Below are 21,331 nucleotides of genomic sequence, written 5' to 3'. Positions count from 1 at the left end.
GTCACTTGTGTGCGGCGTGTCACACTGCGTCGCTTGTCACGGCGACTGGGACCTGAACAACTTTGTGCCCGGTTTGCGTTGATTGGGGGGCATTGTGCAGGAAATGGTCAAGGGTTCGAATGTGACGCTGTCAGCCCTGAGTGACAACGTCGGTTCGGTGATCGTCAGTTTGGGCTGGGGGAGCGCGACCGGTGAAGGGGACGCAGACGTCTCGGTTCTGCTGCTGGACCTGAATGGCAAGGTTCGTAGCGACACCGACTTCTACTTCTACAACAATCCGGTTGCCGCCGACGGGAGCGTGCAGCTTCTGGGTAAAACGCCGACGGTAGACGGAAACGAGGACCGGATCAGCTTCGACCTGACTGCGGTACCCGCTCACGTCGACCGCATAGTTGTAGCTGCTAGCCGTTATAACGGCGCGCGTTTCGGTGAGCTTGAGGACGTGCGGCTGTCGCTGGCGGACGGAGCCGGTGAGGACCTTCTTCGCTTTGTCGTCGACGACGTTGACTCGATGAGTGCGATCATCTTCGGTGAGCTGTATCGGCGCGGAGACGAGTGGAAGTTCCGCGCTGTCGGTCAAGGCTACGACACCGGTCTCGCCGGTCTTGCAACGGACTTCGGCGTCGATATCGAGGACGACGCGGAAGCAGTAGAAGCGCAGGGCGATGAGGCAAGCGAAGATCAAGAGGGCATGACGGCCTCGGCTTCGGTTGATGAGCCGAGTCCACAACGAGCGCCCGCGGTCGTTCCGTCTCCTCGCCAGCCCGAAGGCAGCGAGTCACGGAAGCCGACGACTGCTCGACCTCGTACCGCGAAGAAGAAGGTCATCCTGCCCAAGGTGACCAAGAAGACCTTGGCGGAGAACGAGTCGTGGAGAGAGGCCCGGCTCTTTCCAGTGTCGGCGTTGAAGAGCGACCGGGACCGTGAAGTGCGGGCCACCTCGGTGCTGCTGTCGGTGATGGCGCAGGTGCCGGAGTTCGGCAGGAGGCTGACCGCGGCGTTTGGAGCGCCGGCAGGTCGGATGGAGACCTTCGCTGAGGTCACCCTGCCGCACGGCGACACACCGCGGCGCCCCGACGGGGTGATTCGCGTCGAGCGGGCCGGCAAGCTGTGGACGGCCCTGGTGGAGACGAAGACCAACGGCAACGCCCTCAAGGCTGATCAGGTACAGGCGTACATGGACATCGCCGCGCGCCGTGGCTACGAGGCCGTGATCACGCTGTCGAACGACGTAGCGTTGGAAGGCAGCCCGCTCGTCGATGTCAAGATCGACGGACGGCGCAAGCACAAGGTCGCCCTATGGCACCTGTCTTGGGCAGAAGTGACGCACCAGGCACAGATGCTGATCCGCCACGAGGGTGTTGGCAATGCGGCGCACGCCTGGCTGCTGCAGGAGCTGCTGTACTACCTGCAGCACGACAACTCCGGCTGCCACGGCTTCCAGAACATGGGACCGGCCTGGGTCCCCGTACGCAACGGAATCGACGACGAAACCCTGTGCCAGGGAGACTCGCGCGCACTGGAAGTCGTCGAGAGCTGGGAGCGGCTCATCCGGCAGGTATGTCTCGGTCTGGGCGGCGAACTGGGGCAGAGGGTACTGCCTGTTCAGCGCACAAGGCGGGGAGCGGATCCAGGGGTACGCCGGAGCGGCTTCGCCGATCAGCTCTGCCTCGATGGAAAACTGCAGGCGGAACTGCGCATCGAGGGAACGCCCGGCATTCTGGCGGTCAGCGCGGACCTCCGCACAGGCAAGCTGCGCACCTCTATCGAGATCCCTGCGCCAGAGCAGGGTTACCCCCTGTCCTGGGTGAAACGGCTCATCCGGAACTTGGAAGAAGCACCAGCGACTCTCCACATCGAAACCCTCGTCGACGGGGAGCAAGGTGGCCCGCGGGGTACCTTGGAACGGCTCCGCCCCGAGCCGGCCGACATGCTCCCGAAGGGCAGCGGCACCCGCATCACCGGCTTCCGCCTGTCTTTGGTCAAGAGCATGGGAAGCAGCCGCGGCAACGCTGAGTCCGGCTTCATCCGCAGCGTCGACGACGCGGTGCACCGCTTCTACTCCACCGTGGTGGTCCATTTGGATCGTGCGACACCCCGCCGAGCATCGTCCAAGGGAGGGGCGGCGACGGGCTGAGCCGCAGCAATCACGTTGGCCGGCAGGCTGCGTGTAGCTGCCGTTGGCAGTCGCGGGCTCCTGTCGGCGAAGGGCTACGATCATTGAGTCCGGTGCTGCCGCCTCTGACGCCGGCCGACGACCTGGCCATCAACCCTCCCGGGAAGTCCATACGTGATCTGCTCGATGAATCCGGCCCGGGGCTAATGGAGCGAGTCGTCTCACGGCTTCTGCGGCGGCCCTCGGAATGGGACCCCTGGCGAAAGGGACTGGCGGGGGAACGGCGAGTGGGAGCGGAGCTGAACCGCTTAGGGCGCCACGGTTGGCGCGCCCTGCACTCCATCCCCTTGGCCAACAAAGTGGATATCGATCACTTACTGATCGGGCCTGGTGGTGGTGTTCAGCATCAATACTAAGCACCACCACAGGCGGGCCGTATGGGTCGGGGACGATTCCGTGAAAGTCGATCACGGGAAGCCGGCGCCCTACGCACGCAAGAGCCGGGCAGAGGCCAAGCGGGTCGCCCGAGTGCTTGAGCGCTATTGCGACTTCCCGGTACCGGTGGAGCCGGTGCTCGTCTTCGTCGGTGTCACCGAGCTGAAGGTGGTCGCTACGCAGCTCGATGTCAGGGTGTACCAGGAGCGCCAGGTGTCGGCACTCGCTCCGCTCTCAGGCGTTCTCACGGCCGACCAGGTGGAGCAGGTTTACAGCGTTGCTCGCCACCGTCAGGCGTGGGCTCAGGCTTGAGTTGGTGGCCGCAGTGTGGTGTCGGCAGTCGTCCGGGGCGGCCGTCGGTAGCCCCTGCGGCCTGACGTTTCCATGCCCCACCTGCGGCGATGCTCCAAAACCCCGCCCCCGCCTCGCCCACAGACCCCGACATACACCCACTCCGAGCGGCACACGCCTGCACATACGCGAAGACTCCGGCCTCAGCGTTTCCGCTGTTGACGGGGTCTTTGGGCGCCTCAGCTGGGTGCCCCGGCAGCATTCGAACCTGCGCACACGGGCTCCGGAGTGATTGTGCCGATCACACCTGACAACCGTTTGACCTGCGGCGGGGCAGATTAGGTGGTGGTAGCGACGCAGGCTGTGTCGCAGGTATGGCGCATGCGCCTGGGGAGCGCGGCCAAGGTCTCTTGAGCTATGCACCTACGATGCGCCCACGTCCACCCTTCAACTCTGAGCGCGCATCGACTGACGTACCTGGAACCCATCACCGCCGATCTCATGACGCCGGCCCCAGCTGGACGGGAAGATGAGCCATGGAGACAGTCGTCAGGGTCATCGTGGGGTTGAAGGTCGCCGGCCTGGCGCTTTTCGCCGTCGTGTTGGTCACCAGCATTGCCTACACCATCGCCGTCGGTCCTGAGGAGCCCGAGTCGACCCACGGCTCTACGGCCGTCTGCGAGGACGGAACGGTCTTTCAACCGCCATGGAATGTCTGTGGCGAATCACATGGCTACCTTGATCACTGGACGACCGTGCCCCTGCTGCCCTCGGCAAACCACGTCTTCCCACCGAGTCACCAGCGGTCGCTCCGCTCGATACAGATGAGGACGACTGGCTCACGGCCTATCCCAACGGTTGCTCTGCTGGGGCACCGGTTGCCTCTCCCTGGAATCCTTGCGACTAGCGCTAAGCACCCGTACCCGCCGATAGGTGCATGCGTTAAGTGGACCAGTAACCCGGCTCCGGTGGCGGGCGGTGAGGTTCAACAGGCGTAGATGGGCGTAGCTGTAAAACGTCGCTGGTGCGCTCGGCGAGGGTTCGACCATGCCGGGGTGTATGGGCACTGTCTCCCCCATCGGTGCGATCTTCCCTCTATATGAGCCTGGGGGGCACATGAAGCGAGCTGGCCTTCTATCTGCGGGGGCGTTGGCGGCGCTGCTCGGTGCTGTCGCGTGCAGCGCTTCGTCGCCGCAAGACACCTACTGGGATGGGTACGCACAGGGCGAAATCACCGATACCGCCCTGGACCCGGACCCGGATTACGGCAAGGGAATCGATCCGAAGGATGTCGCGGAATACATAAACGCGTGTGCGTCATGACCAAAGGACTCCGATGCTGAGTACGGCGCGATGCTGCCCGATGACGTTGACTCGGTCCTGTGGATGGCCGGTTGTAACGACGGAGCTCAAGGCACGCCAAACCATTCGGTTCAGGCGCGGCGGCGCCGGTGTCGGCGACCGCCGTGCGGTGCGAGGTCTTGTAGGCGTCAGCGACGGCGTCGAACCCCATCGAGGTTGCCGACCGCGCCGGCAACAGCGTTGAGGTCTTGCTGACCCGATACGCGAAGCGCGCTTCCGTAAAACAGCTCACCGAGCGGGGAAGGTGAGTCGCAGAACGATCTCTCCGTCGTCGATCTCCCCGGTGGGCTCGAACCCGAACTTCTGGTAGAAGGGCCACGGCTCGCCGTCGCCGGGCTCGTAACTGGTCAGCAGCTCGGTGGCGCCGTCCGCGCGCACCAGGGTGGCGACCTGTGTGAGCGCCTCTCGGCCGATCCCTCGCCCCTGGTACTGCTTGTCGACGAGGAGGCGCCAGAGGAAGTGTCGCCCTTTGTAAGGACCGGCCGACGGTTTCCACGACAGCATCACGAAGCCGACTGGCTCATCGCCGTGGTACACGGCGCGGTACCAGGGATTGGCCTCCGGTTTCTTCGTCGCCTCCTTGAGGGAGTGGGACACGGAGGCGACGAATTGCTTCTGGTCGTGTCGGACGCGGAGGGCACGGACGGCATCCCGGTTGTCGTCGGTGATCTCCCGTAGGTGCACGCTCGGGGATCTCATGCCACACCCCTTCCGCATCCGGCAGCTGCGCCGTCCCGGCCCACGTGAAGAGCCGCTACCGGGCGGCATTCCCGCGCATCCGCGTTGTCGAGGCCGCCAGGTCGGACATCTTCGCAGCGTATTCGACCCGGGCGATCTGGAGCGGGACTGGCACGCCGGGCTGTGACCGCGCCCAAGGCAGCTCCTAGGAGAGCGACCTGGCTTGACGCGGTGATGCGCATGCGCAGGCTTCTTCGTCAGTTGGATGGGCTGACCTGGGTAATCGCTCGGCTGCGACCGGCCCCCGTCGACCCGCGGACGAGCCGGATGCCGCAGTCCAAGGTGATCGCGGAAGGTTTCCTTCGAAACTTATCGAAAAGCTATTGACTTATGACACCTGGCGCGCATCGTGATTAGTAGGCCATAACACCGAAAGAGTTGCTAAGTCGATCAGGACGTCTAGTCGGCGTAGTGACCTGGACAGGATGTGGTCCAGGCCCCCGGCAAGCCGGCGCGATACCGAGGCGACAGTGACGACTGAAGTTTCAGGACACGAGCAGTACTACCGGGGACTGTTTTTTTTGCCCTCAGGGCGCGGCCACTGCACTGTGCTCTACCGCGACGGTCAGCCGACCGAGATGAACCGACCCTCAGGGCCCTGGACTTGTCTGGGGGCCTTGCCGTCTGCCGGAGCTGACCTGGGCAGACGCCTCAAGATTCCGTCCACGCCTCGTCCACAGACCCCGGCATACGCCCGCTTCGGGCCGCACACGCCCGCACAAACGCGAAGACCCCGGCCTCAGCGTTTCCGCTGTTGACGGGGTCTTTAGGCACTTCCTGCGAAGTGCCCCCGGCAGGATTCGAACCTGCGCACACGGCTCCGGAGGCCGTTGCTCTATCCCCTGAGCTACGGGGGCGTTGTCGGCTGCGGAGCTTCTCGCTCGCGGCGACGTGTAGAACACTAGCAGGTCCGGAGGGGTGATCAAGAATCCGTTTCCCCGGACGGCGCGGGCGGGTCCCCTGTAGGGGGTGGAAGTGGGGAAAACCCGGACGCGGTGGCCGGTCCGGACCTACTCTCGACGTGTGCCAGGCGCTCCGGGCCGGGTGCTTGTTGTGGACGACAACAAGGTCATCCGGCAGCTGATCAGGGTCAACCTCGAACTGGAAGGGCTAGAGGTCGTGACCGCGGCCGATGGTGCCGAGTGTCTGGACGTGGTGCACCAGGTGCAGCCCGACGTCGTGACGCTCGACGTGGTCATGCCTCGGCTGGACGGGCTCCGCACCGCCGCCCGGCTCCGGGCCGATCCCCGTACGCGCCACCTGCCCCTCGCCATCATCAGTGCCTGCACCCAGTACGAGGTCGAGACCGGCCTCGATGTCGGTGTGGACGCCTTCCTCGCCAAGCCCTTCGAGCCCGCCGAGCTGGTACGGCTGGTGAAGCATCTCATCGAGCGGCGAACCGGGCCTGAGGGCCATGCGGGAGCGGCACTTGGGGCAGCGGCGCGTGGGGGAGATCTCGGTGGTGGAGACCGCGGAGAGGGAGATCACGGCAGAGGAGAGCGGAGCGGGGGAGACCCCGACCGCAGCGGGGGAGACCTGGGCGGGAGCGGAAGCGGCAATGGGGGCGGCAGTAGGGGCGGGGAGATCGACGGGGACGGTGAGTCCGCCGGCCCCAGCGCCCCCCACGACGACGGCGTCCCCGGCGGCATGCCCTTCAGCGGCTAAGCCGGCCTCCCCGGCGGCATGCCCTTCAGCGCCTTAAGCCGGCCTCCCCCTTCGCTGCCACCCCGGTGGCACACCAGCCTCCCCCGTCGCTCCACCTCGGTGGCGCACCAGCCTCCCCCGTCGCCCCACCCCGGTCGCACGCCGGCCCCATCCCAGCCGCCTCCCTGCCGGGCACACCGCACCGCCCCACCTCGCCCCCCCCGACAGCCACCCCACCCCCACCAACCCAAAACCGGCTGGCACCCCCACCCCACCCCCCAACCCATAACCGCCTACCACCCCCACCCCCCTCCTCCCCTACGCTTGTCCCGTGACCCCCGTCGAGCTGTCCCGCGCCGTGCTGCACGCGGTGCGTTGTGCTGTCGATGACGGGGAGCTGAGTGTGGCCGTGCCCGAGCGGGCCGTGGTGAGGGAGCCGGGGCCCGGGGGGTGTGGGGACTTCGCCACCACCATCGCCCTGCAGCTGGCCCGGCCGGCCGGGCAGCCGCCGCGGCGGGTCGCCGAGATCCTTCGGGGCCGTCTTGCCGGTGCCGAGGGGATCCGGGACGTCGTCGTCACGGGGGCGGGGTTCCTCAACATCAGTCTTGAGGAGCAGGTCGATCCCGTCGCGGGGCTGGTGCGGGAGGTCCGGGGGAAGGGCGTCCGGTACGGGCACGGGGACGCGCTCGCCGGGCAGGTCGTCGCGCTGCGGGTGCCGTACGAGGTGCGGGCCGAGGTGGTCGCCGACGCCGTCGTACGCCTGGTGGCGGTCCAGGGCGGGCGCGCCACCGTCGAGCACGGTGAGCCCGCCAACCTGCGGCCCGTGCCCGCGCCCGAGGATCCCGCGCCGCTCGGGGCCGATGCCGCCCGGTGGGCCCTGCTCCACCCCGCGCCGCACGACCGGCCCCGGATCACCGCCGATCACCTGGTCCAGCGGGAGGGCAATCCGCTGTTCCGGGTGCGGTACGCGCACGCCCGGGTCCGTTCCGTCAGCCGCAACGCCGGCCGGCTGGGGTTCGCCGCCGAGCCGGGGCCGCTGGGGGACACGAAGAGCTCCCTGCTCACCCCGCTCGCCGATCACCCTCGTATCCTCGCCGGGGCCGCCATCCACCGTGCCCCGGACCGGCTCGCCCGGCATCTCGTCACCGTCGCCGATGCCGTGCTGCCCCTGCTGCCCTCCGTGCTTCCCGTCGGTGAGGAGAAACCCTCGGCCGCCCACCGGGCCCGGCTGGCGCTTGCCGAAGCCGCCGGGACGGTGCTGGCCGGTGGCCTGTCCCTGCTCGGCATCGACGCACCCGAACATCTCTGAGGCGCCAGAGCAGATGCGCCCCGGAGAGAGACAGAGAGTCTGAGAGCTACGTCATGAGCCGTTCCGCCCATCCCGCCGGGCCCCGCCACGCCGACGTCCTGCCCGAGGGGCACTACTCCGCTCCGCCCGCCGACCTCAACGCCCTGGACCCGAAGGTGTGGGCGCAGACCGTCACGCGCGGCGACGACGGTGCGGTCACGGTCGGCGGGATCCCCGTCGGCCGGCTCGCCGAGGAGTACGGCACCCCCGCCTACATCCTCGACGAGACCGACTTCCGGGCCCGTGCGCGTGCCTGGCGTACCGCGTTCGGTCCGGACGCCGACGTCTTCTACGCCGGGAAGGCCTTCCTCTCCCGGGCCGTCGTGCGGTGGCTGAACGAGGAGGGGCTGAATCTGGACGTCTGCTCCGGCGGCGAGCTGGCCACCGCGCTGTCCGCCGGGATGCCCGCCGACCGCATCGCCTTCCACGGCAACAACAAGTCCGCCGAGGAGATCACCCGGGCCATCGAGGCCGGTGTCGGGCGGATCGTCCTCGACTCCTTCCAGGAGATCGTGCGGGTCGCCCACGCGGCGCAGTCGCTCGGGAAGCGGCAGCGGGTCCAGATCCGGGTCACCGTGGGTGTGGAGGCGCACACCCACGAGTTCATCGCCACCGCCCACGAGGACCAGAAGTTCGGCATCCCGCTGGCCGGCGGGCAGGCCGCCGAGGCCGTGCGGCGGGCCCTGCAGCTCGACGGGCTGGAGCTGATCGGGATCCATTCCCACATCGGGTCGCAGATCTTCGACATGTCCGGCTTCGAGGTGGCCGCCCACCGGGTCGTGGGGCTGCTGAAGGACATCCGTGACGAGCACGGGATCGAGCTGCCCGAGATCGATCTCGGGGGCGGGCTCGGTATCGCCTACACCAGCGACGACGATCCCCGTGAGCCGCACGAGATCGCCAAGGCGCTCACCGAGATCGTCACCCGCGAGTGCGAGGCCGCCCGGCTGCGGACGCCCCGGATCTCCGTCGAGCCCGGGCGCGCCATCGTCGGCCCGACCGCCTTCACGCTGTACGAGGTCGGCACCGTCAAGCCGCTCGACGGGCTGCGGACCTACGTCTCCGTCGACGGCGGCATGTCGGACAACATCCGCACCGCGCTGTACGACGCCGAGTACAGCGTCGCCCTGGTGTCCCGGACCTCCGACGCCGCGCCCATGCTCGCGCGGGTCGTCGGCAAGCACTGCGAGAGCGGGGACATCGTGGTCAAGGACGCGTTCCTGCCCGCGGACCTGGCACCGGGGGACCTCGTCGCCGTACCGGCCACGGGTGCCTACTGCCGGTCCATGGCCAGCAACTACAACCACGTGCTCCGGCCGCCCGTCGTCGCCGTGCGCGACGGTGAGGCCCGGGTGATCGTCCGGCGTGAGACGGAGGAGGATCTTCTGCGTCTCGACGTGGGATGACCCCCACCTGCTGAAACTCGGGCGGCGGAAGAGCAGAGTGGAAGATCTGCGGCTTCCGCCCCTGTGAAAATGAAATAGATGTCTCACGATCCGGACGTAGGGTAGAAACTCCCGTCCGGTGAGTGAGACTGGTCCAACCGTAGACGGTATGAGGAAACGAGGTCGGATGATGCGTACGCGTCCGCTGAAGGTGGCGCTGCTGGGCTGTGGGGTTGTCGGCTCAGAGGTGGCGCGCATCATGACGACGCACGCCGACGACCTCGCGGCCCGGATCGGCGCCCCGGTCGAGCTGGCCGGGGTCGCCGTGCGGCGGCCCGGCAAGGTGCGCGAGGGGATCGACCCGAGCCTGGTCACCACCGACGCCACCGCCCTCGTCAAACGGGGGGACATCGACGTGGTGGTCGAGGTCATCGGGGGGATCGAGCCGGCCCGGACGCTCATCACCACCGCCTTCGAGCACGGCGCCTCCGTCGTCTCCGCCAACAAGGCCCTGCTCGCCCAGGACGGGGCCGCCCTGCACGCCGCGGCGGAACGCAACGGCAAGGACCTCTACTACGAGGCCGCCGTCGCCGGTGCCATCCCGCTGATCCGGCCGCTGCGCGAGTCGCTCGCCGGCGACAAGGTCAACCGGGTGCTCGGCATCGTCAACGGCACCACCAACTTCATCCTCGACAAGATGGACTCCACCGGCGCCGGGTACCAGGAGGCCCTCGACGAGGCCACCGCCCTGGGGTACGCCGAGGCCGACCCGACCGCCGACGTCGAGGGCTTCGACGCCGCCGCCAAGGCCGCCATCCTCGCCGGGATCGCCTTCCACACGCGCGTGCGCCTCGACGACGTCTACCGCGAGGGCATGACCGAGGTCACCGCCGCCGACTTCCGCTCCGCCAAGGAGATGGGCTGCACCATCAAGCTGCTCGCCATCTGCGAGCGGTCGAAGGACGGGACGTCGGTCACCGCGCGCGTGCATCCCGCGATGATTCCGCTCAGCCACCCGCTCGCCTCCGTGCGCGGCGCGTACAACGCCGTCTTCGTGGAGAGCGACGCCGCCGGGCAGCTGATGTTCTACGGCCCCGGCGCCGGCGGTTCGCCCACCGCCTCCGCCGTCCTCGGTGACCTCGTCGCCGTCTGCCGCAACCGGCGGGGCGGTGCCACCGGGCCCGGCGAGTCGGCGTACGCCGACCTGACCGTCTCCCCGATGGGCGAGGTCGTCACCCGGTACCACATCAGCCTCGACGTCGCCGACAAACCGGGCGTGCTCGCCCAGGTCGCGACTGTCTTCGCCGAACACGGCGTGTCGATCGACACCGTTCGGCAGCAGGGCAAGGACGGCGAGGCCTCCCTCGTCGTCGTCACCCACCGGGCCTCGGACGCCTCCCTCTCCGGGACCGTCGAGGCACTGCGCAAGCTCGACACCGTGCGGGGTGTCGCCAGCATCATGCGGGTTGAAGGAGAGTAACCAGCAATGACCCACCAGTGGCGCGGAATCATCGAGGAGTACCGGGACAGGCTGCCGGTATCCGACACCACGCCGGTCGTGACGCTCCGCGAGGGCGGCACGCCCCTCGTGCCCGCGCAGGTGCTCTCCGAGCGCACGGGCTGCGAGGTCCACCTGAAGGTGGAGGGCGCCAACCCGACCGGGTCCTTCAAGGACCGCGGTATGACCATGGCCATCAGCAAGGCCAAGGAGGAGGGCGCGAAGGCTGTCATCTGCGCCTCCACCGGCAACACCTCCGCCTCCGCCGCCGCGTACGCGGTGCGCGCGGGCATGGTGTCGGCCGTCCTGGTGCCGCAGGGCAAGATCGCCCTCGGCAAGATGGGCCAGGCCCTCGTGCACGGCGCGAAGATCCTCCAGGTCGACGGCAACTTCGACGACTGCCTCACCCTGGCGCGGGGCCTGAGCGAGAACTACCCCGTCGCGCTGGTGAATTCGGTCAACCCGGTGCGGATCGAGGGCCAGAAGACGGCCGCCTTCGAGATCGTGGACATGCTCGGCGACGCGCCCGACATCCACGTCCTCCCGGTCGGCAACGCGGGCAACATCACGGCCTACTGGAAGGGCTACAAGGAGTACGCCGCCGACGGCGTCGCCGGTAGAACCCCTCGGATGTGGGGTTTCCAGGCGTCCGGCAGTGCTCCGATCGTGCGCGGCGAGGTCGTCAAGGACCCCTCCACCATCGCCACGGCCATCCGCATCGGCAACCCGGCCTCCTGGCAGTACGCCCTGCAGGCCCGTGACGAGTCCGGCGGCGCCATCGACGAGGTGACGGACCGTGAGATCCTGCGCGCCTACCGCCTGTTGGCCGCGCAGGAGGGCGTCTTCGTGGAGCCCGCCTCCGCCGCCTCCGTGGCCGGTCTGCTCAAGGCCGCCGAGCAGGGCAAGGTCGACCCGGGCCAGCGCATCGTGTGCACCGTCACCGGCAACGGCCTGAAGGACCCGGACTGGGCCGTGGCCGGTGCCCCGCAGCCGGTCACCGTGCCGGTCGACGCGGCCACCGCGGCCGAGCGCCTGGGCCTCGCCTGAGCGTCCGGCGCCGGGGTTCTCCCTGACAGGGAGCACAGGGGGCTTACGACACGCATCGTGCGCCTCCTGTGCGCCCTATGTCGCCACAGAACCTTCCTTCGATAGGCTGTATCCAAACCCGCCCGCTGCATATGCCCTCGCACACGGGCGGCACCGCGCCCTCTGCGCGGCCTGAGGGTCTTTCGTACGTATCGAGTGTCTTCGACAGTCACGCAGCTCAAGGAGAGTCAACGAGCGATGGCCGGTCCAGCGTTCCGAGCCGCCGCCGTCCGGGTGCGCGTTCCCGCCACCAGCGCCAACCTCGGTCCGGGTTTCGACGCCCTGGGCCTGGCCCTGGGGCTCTACGACGACGTGGTCGTCCGGGTGGCCGACTCCGGGCTGCACATCGACATCGCCGGCGAGGGCAGCGAGACCCTGCCGCGGGACGAGAGCCACCTCCTCGTCCGCTCCCTGCGCACGGCCTTCGACCTGCTGGGCGGGCAGCCCCGCGGCCTGGAGATCGTCTGCGCCAACCGCATTCCGCACGGCCGGGGCCTCGGCTCCTCCTCCGCCGCCATCTGCGCCGGCATCGTCGCCGCCCGCGCGGTGACCATAGGCGGCGAGGCCCGTCTGGACGACGCCGCCCTGCTGGAGCTGGCGACCGAGATCGAGGGCCACCCGGACAACGTGGCCGCCTGTCTGCTCGGCGGCTTCACCCTGTCCTGGATGGAGGGCGGCACCGCCCGGGCCATCAGGATGGAGCCGCACGATTCCATCGTTCCGGTGGTTTTCGTGCCCGGAAAGCCGGTTCTGACCGAGACCGCGCGCGGCCTGCTCCCGCGTACCGTCCCGCACGTCGACGCCGCCGCCAACGCGGGCCGCGCCGCCCTGCTCGTCGAGGCCCTGACCAGGCGCCCCGAGCTGCTGCTGCCCGCCACCGAGGACCGCCTGCACCAGGAGTACCGCGCCCCGGCCATGCCGGACAGCGCCGCGCTGGTGGAGCGGCTGCGGGCCGACGGCATCCCGGCCGTGATCTCGGGCGCCGGGCCCACCGTCATGGCCCTCGCCGACGCCGACAGCGCCGACAAGGTCTCCCACCTCGCGGGTGAGGGCTGGGCCGCCAACCGGCTGGACCTGGACGCCCAGGGAGCGAGCGTGCTGCCGCTCGCGACCTCCGGCGTTGATTAACTGCCCACGGTTGCCGGATTTGGAGAGGGGGAATGTTTGTTGGATCCGGTAGTGTTAACCTCAAGTCTGCACCCGACCCCACCATGGCGAGGTGCCTCGTGTCCCCGTCCGGGACAGACATTCTTCCGGGAGCCTCCCGCGCCACTCCGTGTTCCTTGCGTCGTACCTGGGCAGTACGTCGTATGCGAGCACTGAGCGGGCCGCCGGTGGGGGTACCCCCTCTGGGGGAGCTCCGGAATCGGTGCTACCACGCCACGTGACACTGGGTGCCACGGCTCGCGGAAGCGCCATCACCGCACATTTCCTCCGCCGCTTTGGCGGACCACCGCCCCGGCACGGTTCACAGAAGACAGGACCGTAGCCGGACAGCACAACCGGTCGCCGAGCCAGACAGGCCGACGTCCGCTCCAGGGAAGGACCCTTCGTGAGCGACACCACCGATCTGATGGGCGCACGTGTCGAGGAGACCGCTGCCGCGCCCGCCACGGACGCCTCCGCGCCTGCCACCGGTGCCGGCTCCCGGCGGCGCCGCGGTACCGGCCTCGAGGGCATGGTGCTGGCCGAGCTGCAGCAGGTTGCCTCGGGCCTCGGGATCAGGGGCACCGCGCGGATGCGCAAGAGCCAGCTGATCGAGGTCATCAAGGAGGCGCAGGCCGCCGGGGGCGCCCCCGCCGCCAAGGCCGACACCGCCACCGAGACCAAGCCGAAGCGCCGGGCCACCTCCAAGGCCCGCACCGGCGACGACGCCGGGAAGAAGGCGGAGAAGGCGGCCGAGGCCCCCGCCGAGAAGGCCGTGGCCCAGCAGCAGATCGAGATCCCCGGCCAGCCGGCGTCCGACGACGCCCCCACCGAGCGCCGCCGCCGCCGCGCCACCGCCGAGGCGGGCAGCCCGGCCGCGGGCGGCGCCGAGACGGTCGCCGCCGAGGCCAAGGCCGAGCCCAAGGCCGAGACGCCCGCGCAGCAGCAGGGCGAAGCCAAGGGCGACGCCGGTGACGGCGAGGGCCGTGGCCGCCGGGACCGCCGCGAGCGCGGCCGGGACCGCGACCGCCGCAACAAGGGCGACGACCAGCAGGGCCAGGGCGGCGGCCGCCAGGACCGGCAGCAGCAGGGCCAGCCGCAGGGCGGCGGCCGTCAGGACCGCAACGCCGGCCCGCAGGACGACGACGACTTCGAGGGCGGCCGTCGCGGCCGTCGCGGCCGTTACCGTGACCGCCGCGGCCGCCGTGGCCGTGACGAGATCGCCGAGCCGCAGGTCGCCGAGGACGACGTCCTGATCCCGGTCGCGGGCATCCTGGACATCCTCGACAACTACGCCTTCATCCGGACCTCCGGCTACCTGCCCGGCCCGAACGACGTGTACGTCTCCCTCGCCCAGGTCCGCAAGAACGGCCTGCGCAAGGGTGACCACGTCACCGGTGCGGTCCGCCAGCCGAAGGAGGGCGAGCGCCGCGAGAAGTTCAACGCGCTGGTCCGCCTCGACTCCGTCAACGGCATGGCGCCCGAACACGGCCGTGGCCGCCCGGAGTTCAACAAGCTGACCCCGCTCTACCCGCAGGACCGCCTCCGCCTGGAGACGGACCCGGGCGTCCTCACCACCCGCATCATCGACCTGGTGTCGCCGATCGGTAAGGGCCAGCGCGGTCTGATCGTGGCCCCGCCGAAGACCGGCAAGACCATGATCATGCAGGCGGTCGCCAACGCGATCACCCACAACAACCCCGAGTGCCACCTGATGGTCGTCCTCGTCGACGAGCGTCCGGAAGAGGTCACCGACATGCAGCGGTCGGTCAAGGGCGAGGTCATCTCCTCGACCTTCGACCGCCCGGCCGAGGACCACACGACCGTCGCCGAGCTGGCCATCGAGCGGGCCAAGCGACTGGTCGAGCTGGGCCACGACGTGGTCGTGCTGCTCGACTCGATCACGCGTCTGGGCCGCGCCTACAACCTGGCCGCCCCGGCCTCCGGCCGCATCCTGTCCGGTGGTGTCGACTCGACCGCGCTGTACCCGCCGAAGCGGTTCTTCGGCGCGGCGCGGAACATCGAGGACGGCGGCTCGCTGACCATCCTCGCCACCGCCCTGGTGGACACCGGGTCCCGCATGGACGAGGTGATCTTCGAGGAGTTCAAGGGCACCGGCAACATGGAGCTGAAGCTCGACCGGAAGCTCGCCGACAAGCGCATCTTCCCGGCGGTGGACGTGGACGCGTCCGGTACCCGCAAGGAGGAGATCCTGCTCGGTGCCGAGGAGCTGGGCATCGTCTGGAAGCTCCGCCGCGTCCTGCACGCGCTGGACCAGCAGCAGGCGATCGAGCTGCTTCTCGACAAGATGAAGCAGACCAAGTCGAACATCGAGTTCCTGATGCAGATCCAGAAGACGACGCCGACGCCCGGCAACGGCGACTGACGTCCGTCCCAGGCAGCGGAAGGCCGCCCCTCGTCCCCCCAGGGACGGGGGGCGGCCCTTTTTGCCGTGGTGGCCGCGGCAAGGCGGGTACAAGCGTGCCGTAAGGCCACAAGCGAGATCTTTGCCACAGGCGCCCCCGTCGGCATGGGCGTCCGGCAGTACCGGCCCGAGGCGCGAATCCGCAGGTGAGCGCGGCGTGCGCGGACCGGCCGATCACGCAGCGTGCCCGTCGCCGTACCCGGTGGGCACTGTGCGTTGTGCAACCCTTTCCCGAGTTTCTCCGTCTGACCAGGCGGAGCGACGATGGAGCGGTGACGACCGCCCGACCCTGACCGCAGGGGGTATCCGACCGCCGAGATCTAGGAGCGATGTGGCCGCCGAGAGTACTCAGCCCGCCATACCCGAGCCGGGCACGGCCCCGCGCCGCGGAGGCAAGGGCCGCCGACGCAAGGCCCCCAGCACCGGCCGCAAGGCGCTGCGCGCGACGGCCTGGACGGCCGCGGGCGTGGTCGTCCTCGGCGGAGCCGGCGCCGGGTTCCTGTACTTCAAGCTCAACGGCAACCTCCACAGCGTCGACATCAACCAGGCCCTCGGCACCGACCGGCCCACGAAGATCGACAACGGCTCCGAGAACATCCTGGTCCTCGGCTCGGACACCCGCTCCGGCAAGAACAAGAAGCTCGGCGGCGGCACGGACGACGGCAGCGCCCGCTCGGACACCGCGATGATCGTCCACGTGTACAAGGGCCACCAGCGGGCCAGCGTGGTCTCCATTCCCCGGGACACCCTGGTGGACCGCCCTCAGTGCACCGACACCAAGGGCACCGCCCACCCCGCCGCGTCCGGCGTGATGTTCAACGAGGCGTACTCCACCGGCGGCGCGGCCTGCGCGGTGAAGACCGTCGAGTCGATCACCGGCATCCGCATGGACCACTATCTGGAGGTCGACTTCGAGGGCTTCCAGAGGCTCATCGACGACCTCGGCGGGGTCGAGGTCACGACGACCAAGAGCATCAAGGACCCGCAGAGCCACCTCGACCTCAAGGCCGGCACCCACACGCTCGACGGCGAGCAGGCCCTCGGCCTGGTCCGCACCCGGCACGGCGTGGGCGACGGCTCCGACCTCGGCCGCATCCAGCTCCAGCAGGCCTTCGTCAAGGCGCTCATCGACCAGGTCAAGCACGTCGGCGTCCTCTCGAACCCGAAGAAGCTGTACGACCTCGCCGACACCGCCACCAAGGCCGTCACCACCGACTCCGACCTCGGCTCGGTCAACTCCCTGATCGACTTCGCCGGCGGCCTCAAGGGCATCAGCTCGTCCCACATGAAGATGGTCACGATGCCCGTCCAGTACGACCCGGCCAACCCCAACCGCGTCCTGCTGGAGAAGACCAAGGCCCAGCTGGTCTGGAACGCCCTGAAGAACGACAGGCCGATCCCGAAGTCGGCCACGAAGGGCACGGCCACGGGCGAGGCCAAGGGCGTCGTGACCGGCTGACCAGGCCTGCGGGGGCCTCCGCACCCCCGGCCGAGGGCACCCCCGCACCCGGGCTGAGGACGCCCCGCACCCCCGCTGACGGCGGCCCGGTACCGCCGGCTGAGGGCGCCCCGCGCCTCCACTGACGGCTGTCCGGCCCCCGGCTGAGGGCGCCCCGTCCCCCGCTGATGGCGGTCCGGCCCTCGGCTGAGGGCGTCCGGCACCCCCGCTGACGGCGGCCCGGTACTGTCGGCTGAGGGCGTCCCGCGCCTCCGCTGACGGCGGTCCGGCCCCTCCGGCTGAGGGCGTCCGGCACCCCCGCTGACGGCGGTCCCGCACCGCCGGCTGAGGGCGTCCCGCGCCTCCGCTGACGGCGGCCCGGTACCGTCGGCTGAGGGCGTCCCGCACCCCCCGCTGACGGCGGCCCCCCCGACTGACGGCGTCCCGTACCCCCGCCGACGGCTGTCCGGCCCCCCGGCTGAGGGCGCCCCCGCACCCCCCGCTGAGAGCGCCCCCGCGCCCCAGGAATAGAACGCCCGCACCCCCGGTTTGGGAGGATGGCGCCAGTCCTGGCAGACTGGTACGTCGGCTCCGGTTCACGCCCCCGCATCCCGCGATGGCGACCCGGCGCCCTCCCGGAACCTAGGAGACACCTTGAAGCGCGACATCCACCCCGAGTACGTCGAGACGCAGGTCAGCTGCACCTGTGGCGCGTCGTTCACCACCCGTAGCACCATCGAGTCCGGCACCATCCGGGCCGAGGTCTGCTCCGAGTGCCACCCGTTCTACACGGGCAAGCAGAAGATCCTCGACACCGGTGGCCGTGTGGCCCGCTTCGAGGCCCGCTTCGGCAAGGCTGCCGGCTCCAAGAAGTAGCGAGCCCCAATTCGCCGGTCCACGGTCACGCCCGCCACGGGGGTGCCCGGGACCGGCGTTTTTGGTCGCCCGCCCTTCCCCTCACCGCAGTACAGGAGCCGAAAGATGTTCGAGGCCGTCGAGGAACTCGTCGCCGAGCACGCCGATCTGGAGAAGAAGCTCGCCGATCCGTCGGTCCACGCCGACCAGGCGAACGCGCGCAAGCTGAACAAGCGCTACGCCGAGCTGACCCCGATCGTCGCCACCTTCCGCTCCTGGAAGCAGACCGGCGACGACATCGAGACCGCACGCGAGTTCGCCGCCGACGACCCGGACTTCGCCGCCGAGGTCAAGGTCCTGGAGAAGCAGCGCGAGGAGCTGACCGAGAAGCTCCGCCTCCTGCTGATCCCGCGCGACCCGAGTGACGACAAGGACGTCATCCTGGAGATCAAGGCGGGCGCGGGCGGCGACGAGTCGGCGCTGTTCGCCGGCGACCTGCTGCGCATGTACCTGCGCTACGCCGAGCGCGTCGGCTGGAAGACCGAGATCATCGACGCCACCGAGTCGGAGCTGGGCGGCTACAAGGACGTCCAGGTCGCGGTGAAGACCCGCGGGCAGACCGAGCCCGGCCAGGGCGTCTGGGCCCGGCTGAAGTACGAGGGCGGGGTGCACCGGGTGCAGCGCGTCCCGGCCACCGAGTCGCAGGGCCGTATCCACACCTCCGCCGCCGGTGTCCTCGTCACCCCCGAGGCCGAGGAGGTGGACGTGGAGATCAACCCCAACGACCTCCGCATCGACGTCTACCGGTCCTCCGGTCCGGGCGGCCAGTCCGTGAACACCACCGACTCCGCCGTGCGCATCACGCACATCCCGACCGGAGTCGTCGCCTCCTGCCAGAACGAGAAGAGCCAGCTCCAGAACAAGGAGCAGGCCCTGCGCATCCTGCGCTCCAGGCTGCTCGCCATGGCCCAGGAGGAGGCGGAGCGGGAGGCCGCCGACGCCCGCCGCAGCCAGGTCCGCACCGTCGACCGCTCCGAGAAGATCCGCACCTACAACTTCCCGGAGAACCGCATCTCGGACCACCGGGTCGGCTTCAAGGCGTACAACCTGGACCAGGTCCTGGACGGCGACCTCGACGCGGTCATCCAGGCCTGCGTCGACGCCGACTCGGCGGCGAAGCTCGCCGCCGCGTAAGACACGTACGCACGTACGGGCTCAAGCACGAGCACGAGTACGACACGGAGGACTCGCGTGAACCTGCTGCTCGCGGAGGTGGCCCAGGCCACCCAGCGGCTGGCCGACGCCGGCGTGCCCTCGCCGCGCACCGACGCGGAGGAGCTGGCCGCGTTCGTGCACGGCGTGAAGCGCGGCGAACTGCACTCCGTGAAGGACGCCGACTTCGACGCCCGGTACTGGGAGGTCATCGCCCGGCGCGAGCAGCGCGAGCCGCTGCAGCACATCACCGGGCGGGCCTACTTCCGGTACCTGGAACTCCAGGTCGGCCCCGGGGTGTTCGTGCCCCGGCCGGAGACCGAGTCCGTGGTGGGCTGGGCCATAGACGCCGTGCGCGCCATGGACGTGGTCGAGCCCTGCATCGTCGACCTGTGCACCGGCTCCGGCGCCATCGCGCTCGCCCTCGCCCAGGAGGTCCCGCGCTCCCGGGTGCACGCCGTGGAGCTGTCCGATGACGCCCTGGTGTGGACCCGCAAGAACGTGGCCGGCTCCCGTGTCGACCTGCGCCAGGGCGATGCGCTGACCGCCTTCCCGGACCTCGACGGCCAGGTCGACCTGGTCATCTCCAACCCGCCGTACATCCCGCTCACCGAGTGGGAGTACGTCGCCCCCGAGGCCCGCGACTACGACCCGGAGATGGCCCTGTTCTCCGGCGAGGACGGCCTCGACCTCATCCGGGGCATCGAACGCACCGCGCACCGGCTGCTGCGCCCGGGCGGCGTCGTCGTGATCGAGCACGCCGACACCCAGGGCGGCCAGGTGCCGTGGATCTTCACCGAGGAGCGGGGCTGGGCCGACGCGGCCGATCATCCGGACCTCAACAACCGTCCGCGGTTCGCCACCGCCCGCAAGGCGCTGCCGTGAGCATCCCGCAGACCCCCACCCCGCAGCACGTGTACGAGGAGGCCAGCTAGACATGGCACGGCGATACGACACCAACGACGCGACCGACCGCGTGACGGGTCTGCGCGAGGCCGCGTCCGCCGTCCGCCGGGGCGAGCTGGTGGTGCTGCCGACCGACACGGTGTACGGCATCGGCGCCGACGCGTTCTCCTCCGAGGCCGTCGCCGACCTGCTCGCCGCCAAGGGCCGGGGCCGCAACATGCCGACCCCCGTCCTCATCGGCTCCCCGAACACCCTGCACGGTCTCGTCACGGACTTCTCCGAGATGGCCTGGGAGCTGGTCGACGCGTTCTGGCCGGGCGCGCTGACGCTGGTCGCCAAGCACCAGCCGTCCCTCCAGTGGGACCTCGGCGACACCCGCGGCACGGTCGCCGTGCGCATGCCGCTGCACCCCGTCGCCATCGAGCTGCTCACCGAGGTCGGCCCGATGGCCGTCTCCTCGGCGAACCTCACCGGTCACCCGGCGCCCGAGGACTGCGACGCCGCGCAGGAGATGCTCGGCGACTCCGTCTCCGTCTACCTCGACGGCGGCCCCACCCCGGCCAACGTGCCGTCGTCCATCGTGGACGTCTCGCGCCGGGTGCCGGTGCTGCTGCGCGCCGGGGCGCTCTCCGCGGAGGAGCTGCGCAAGGTCGTACCCGACCTTGAGGTGGCGAATTGACGGCCCCTGAGTCCCCCAAGCTCTCGGCTCCGCTCGAGCAGGGGGTGCCCCCATGCGTGGCATAGGCGGCGGCGGGGGCTACAGCGCGGAGGAGACGACGACGTTCGGGTTCCCCCGCGACACCTTCCGCATCCTCCACGTCAGCACCGGCAATGTGTGCCGCTCGCCCATCACCGAGCGGCTGACCCGCCACTTCGTCGCGGAGCGGCTCGGCGTACTCGGCGGCGGGCTGATCGTGGAGAGCGCCGGCACCTGGGGCCACGAGGGGGCGCCCATGGAGTCCCACGCGGAGACCGTGCTGGCCGAGTTCGGCGCGGACCCCTCCGGGTTCACCGGCCGGGAGCTGCTGGACGAGCACGTGATCCGGGCCGACCTGGTGCTCACCGCGACCCGCGACCACCGCGCCCAGGTCATCTCCATGGGGCACTCGGCGGGCCTGCGCACGTTCACCCTGAAGGAGTTCACCCGGCTGGTCCGGGCGATAGATCCGGCCACCCTGCCGCCGCTGGAGGACGGCGTGGTCATGCGGGCCCGGGCGCTGGTGCGCGCGGCGGCGGCCCTGCGCGGCTGGCTGCTCGCCCCGACCGCCGAGGCGGACGAGGTGTACGACCCGTACGGCGCCCCGCTGACCTTCTTCCGGTCCATCGGTGACGAGATACGGGACGCGCTGGATCCGGTGGTGACGGCGCTGACAGGGGTTCCGGCGCGCATGTAGCGCGGACGTGATCCGGCATACGCGTACACAATTCGACATAAACGGGCGAAAC

The 21,331-nt window shown here is 69.7% G+C and carries 17 protein-coding genes, 1 tRNA gene and 1 pseudogene; 17 read left to right on the top strand and 2 right to left on the bottom strand.

Translation table 11 applies throughout. The features are described from left to right. Window positions 1–103 precede the first annotated feature (103 nt). From IEZ20_RS34875 to IEZ20_RS34865, 4 genes are all read left to right on the top strand, one after another. Window positions 104–2,137, top strand: a complete 2,034-nt coding sequence (locus IEZ20_RS34875) for a TerD family protein (protein ID WP_189306229.1) — start codon at window positions 104–106, stop codon at window positions 2,135–2,137. A 185-nt stretch (window positions 2,138–2,322) separates the two neighbouring features. Next, entirely contained in the window at window positions 2,323–2,532 is a 210-nt protein-coding gene (locus tag IEZ20_RS40155) for a nuclease-related domain-containing protein (RefSeq protein WP_229896421.1), read from the top strand. Window positions 2,533–2,572: 40 nt separating this feature from the next. Further along, complete coding sequence (locus IEZ20_RS40150) at window positions 2,573–2,863, top strand: hypothetical protein (protein ID WP_229896419.1); 291 nt, start codon at window positions 2,573–2,575, stop codon at window positions 2,861–2,863. Window positions 2,864–3,901: 1,038 nt separating this feature from the next. Further along, the gene (locus tag IEZ20_RS34865) at window positions 3,902–4,165 is read left to right on the top strand and encodes a hypothetical protein (RefSeq protein WP_189306227.1); all 264 of its coding nucleotides are present in this window, start codon (window positions 3,902–3,904) and stop codon (window positions 4,163–4,165) included. Window positions 4,166–4,432: 267 nt separating this feature from the next. Here IEZ20_RS34865 and IEZ20_RS34860 read toward each other — a convergent pair whose 3' ends face one another. Then, window positions 4,433–4,903, bottom strand: coding sequence for a GNAT family N-acetyltransferase (locus IEZ20_RS34860; RefSeq protein ID WP_229896418.1), 471 nt, complete (start codon window positions 4,901–4,903; stop codon window positions 4,433–4,435). Between the two features lie 824 nt (window positions 4,904–5,727). Further along, window positions 5,728–5,799: transfer RNA gene (locus tag IEZ20_RS34855), tRNA-Arg, on the bottom strand. Between the two features lie 166 nt (window positions 5,800–5,965). Between IEZ20_RS34855 and IEZ20_RS34850 the strand changes: the two are divergent. The 13 genes and pseudogenes from IEZ20_RS34850 to IEZ20_RS34790 form a co-directional block, all read left to right on the top strand. Beyond that, window positions 5,966–6,475, top strand: a pseudogene (locus tag IEZ20_RS34850) (response regulator); the annotation flags it as partial. A 442-nt stretch (window positions 6,476–6,917) separates the two neighbouring features. Beyond that, the gene (gene nrtL / locus IEZ20_RS34845; RefSeq protein WP_189306225.1) at window positions 6,918–7,895 is read left to right on the top strand and encodes an ArgS-related anticodon-binding protein NrtL; all 978 of its coding nucleotides are present in this window, start codon (window positions 6,918–6,920) and stop codon (window positions 7,893–7,895) included. A gap of 53 nt (window positions 7,896–7,948) precedes the next feature. Continuing rightward, window positions 7,949–9,340: a diaminopimelate decarboxylase gene (gene lysA / locus IEZ20_RS34840; protein WP_189306223.1), complete on the top strand. Its 1,392-nt coding sequence runs from the start codon at window positions 7,949–7,951 to the stop codon at window positions 9,338–9,340. A gap of 169 nt (window positions 9,341–9,509) precedes the next feature. Then, a complete protein-coding gene (locus IEZ20_RS34835) occupies window positions 9,510–10,799 on the top strand; it encodes a homoserine dehydrogenase (protein WP_189306259.1) in 1,290 nt (429 codons plus the stop codon). A 6-nt stretch (window positions 10,800–10,805) separates the two neighbouring features. After that, complete coding sequence (gene thrC, locus IEZ20_RS34830) at window positions 10,806–11,864, top strand: threonine synthase (RefSeq protein WP_189306221.1); 1,059 nt, start codon at window positions 10,806–10,808, stop codon at window positions 11,862–11,864. Window positions 11,865–12,101: 237 nt separating this feature from the next. Further along, window positions 12,102–13,031: a homoserine kinase gene (gene thrB, locus IEZ20_RS34825; protein ID WP_189306219.1), complete on the top strand. Its 930-nt coding sequence runs from the start codon at window positions 12,102–12,104 to the stop codon at window positions 13,029–13,031. A gap of 424 nt (window positions 13,032–13,455) precedes the next feature. Next, entirely contained in the window at window positions 13,456–15,435 is a 1,980-nt protein-coding gene (gene rho / locus IEZ20_RS34820) for a transcription termination factor Rho (RefSeq protein WP_189306218.1), read from the top strand. 370 nt (window positions 15,436–15,805) lie between these two features. Next, the gene (locus tag IEZ20_RS34815) at window positions 15,806–16,933 is read left to right on the top strand and encodes an LCP family protein (RefSeq protein ID WP_189306215.1); all 1,128 of its coding nucleotides are present in this window, start codon (window positions 15,806–15,808) and stop codon (window positions 16,931–16,933) included. Window positions 16,934–17,566: 633 nt separating this feature from the next. Beyond that, entirely contained in the window at window positions 17,567–17,788 is a 222-nt protein-coding gene (gene rpmE, locus IEZ20_RS34810; protein WP_015657814.1) for a 50S ribosomal protein L31, read from the top strand. 105 nt (window positions 17,789–17,893) lie between these two features. Continuing rightward, on the top strand, window positions 17,894–18,961 hold the full coding sequence (prfA, locus tag IEZ20_RS34805; protein ID WP_189306213.1) for a peptide chain release factor 1: 1,068 nt from the start codon (window positions 17,894–17,896) through the stop codon (window positions 18,959–18,961). A gap of 57 nt (window positions 18,962–19,018) precedes the next feature. Beyond that, window positions 19,019–19,864 carry a peptide chain release factor N(5)-glutamine methyltransferase gene (prmC, locus tag IEZ20_RS34800; RefSeq protein ID WP_189306211.1) on the top strand — a complete coding sequence of 282 codons (846 nt, stop codon included), beginning with the start codon at window positions 19,019–19,021 and terminating at the stop codon, window positions 19,862–19,864. Window positions 19,865–19,916: 52 nt separating this feature from the next. Then, window positions 19,917–20,564 (top strand): L-threonylcarbamoyladenylate synthase, encoded by a 648-nt coding sequence (locus IEZ20_RS34795; protein WP_189306209.1) that lies wholly within the window; start codon window positions 19,917–19,919, stop codon window positions 20,562–20,564. Between the two features lie 52 nt (window positions 20,565–20,616). Further along, a complete protein-coding gene (locus IEZ20_RS34790) occupies window positions 20,617–21,279 on the top strand; it encodes an arsenate reductase/protein-tyrosine-phosphatase family protein (RefSeq protein WP_189306207.1) in 663 nt (220 codons plus the stop codon). Window positions 21,280–21,331: the final 52 nt, after the last annotated feature.

Origin of the sequence: Streptomyces cinerochromogenes (assembly GCF_014648635.1) — a bacterium.
Lineage (GTDB): Bacteria > Actinomycetota > Actinomycetes > Streptomycetales > Streptomycetaceae > Streptomyces > Streptomyces cinerochromogenes.
Note: the sequence above shows the minus strand (reverse complement) of the source record. Positions and strands in the feature narration are given on the sequence as shown.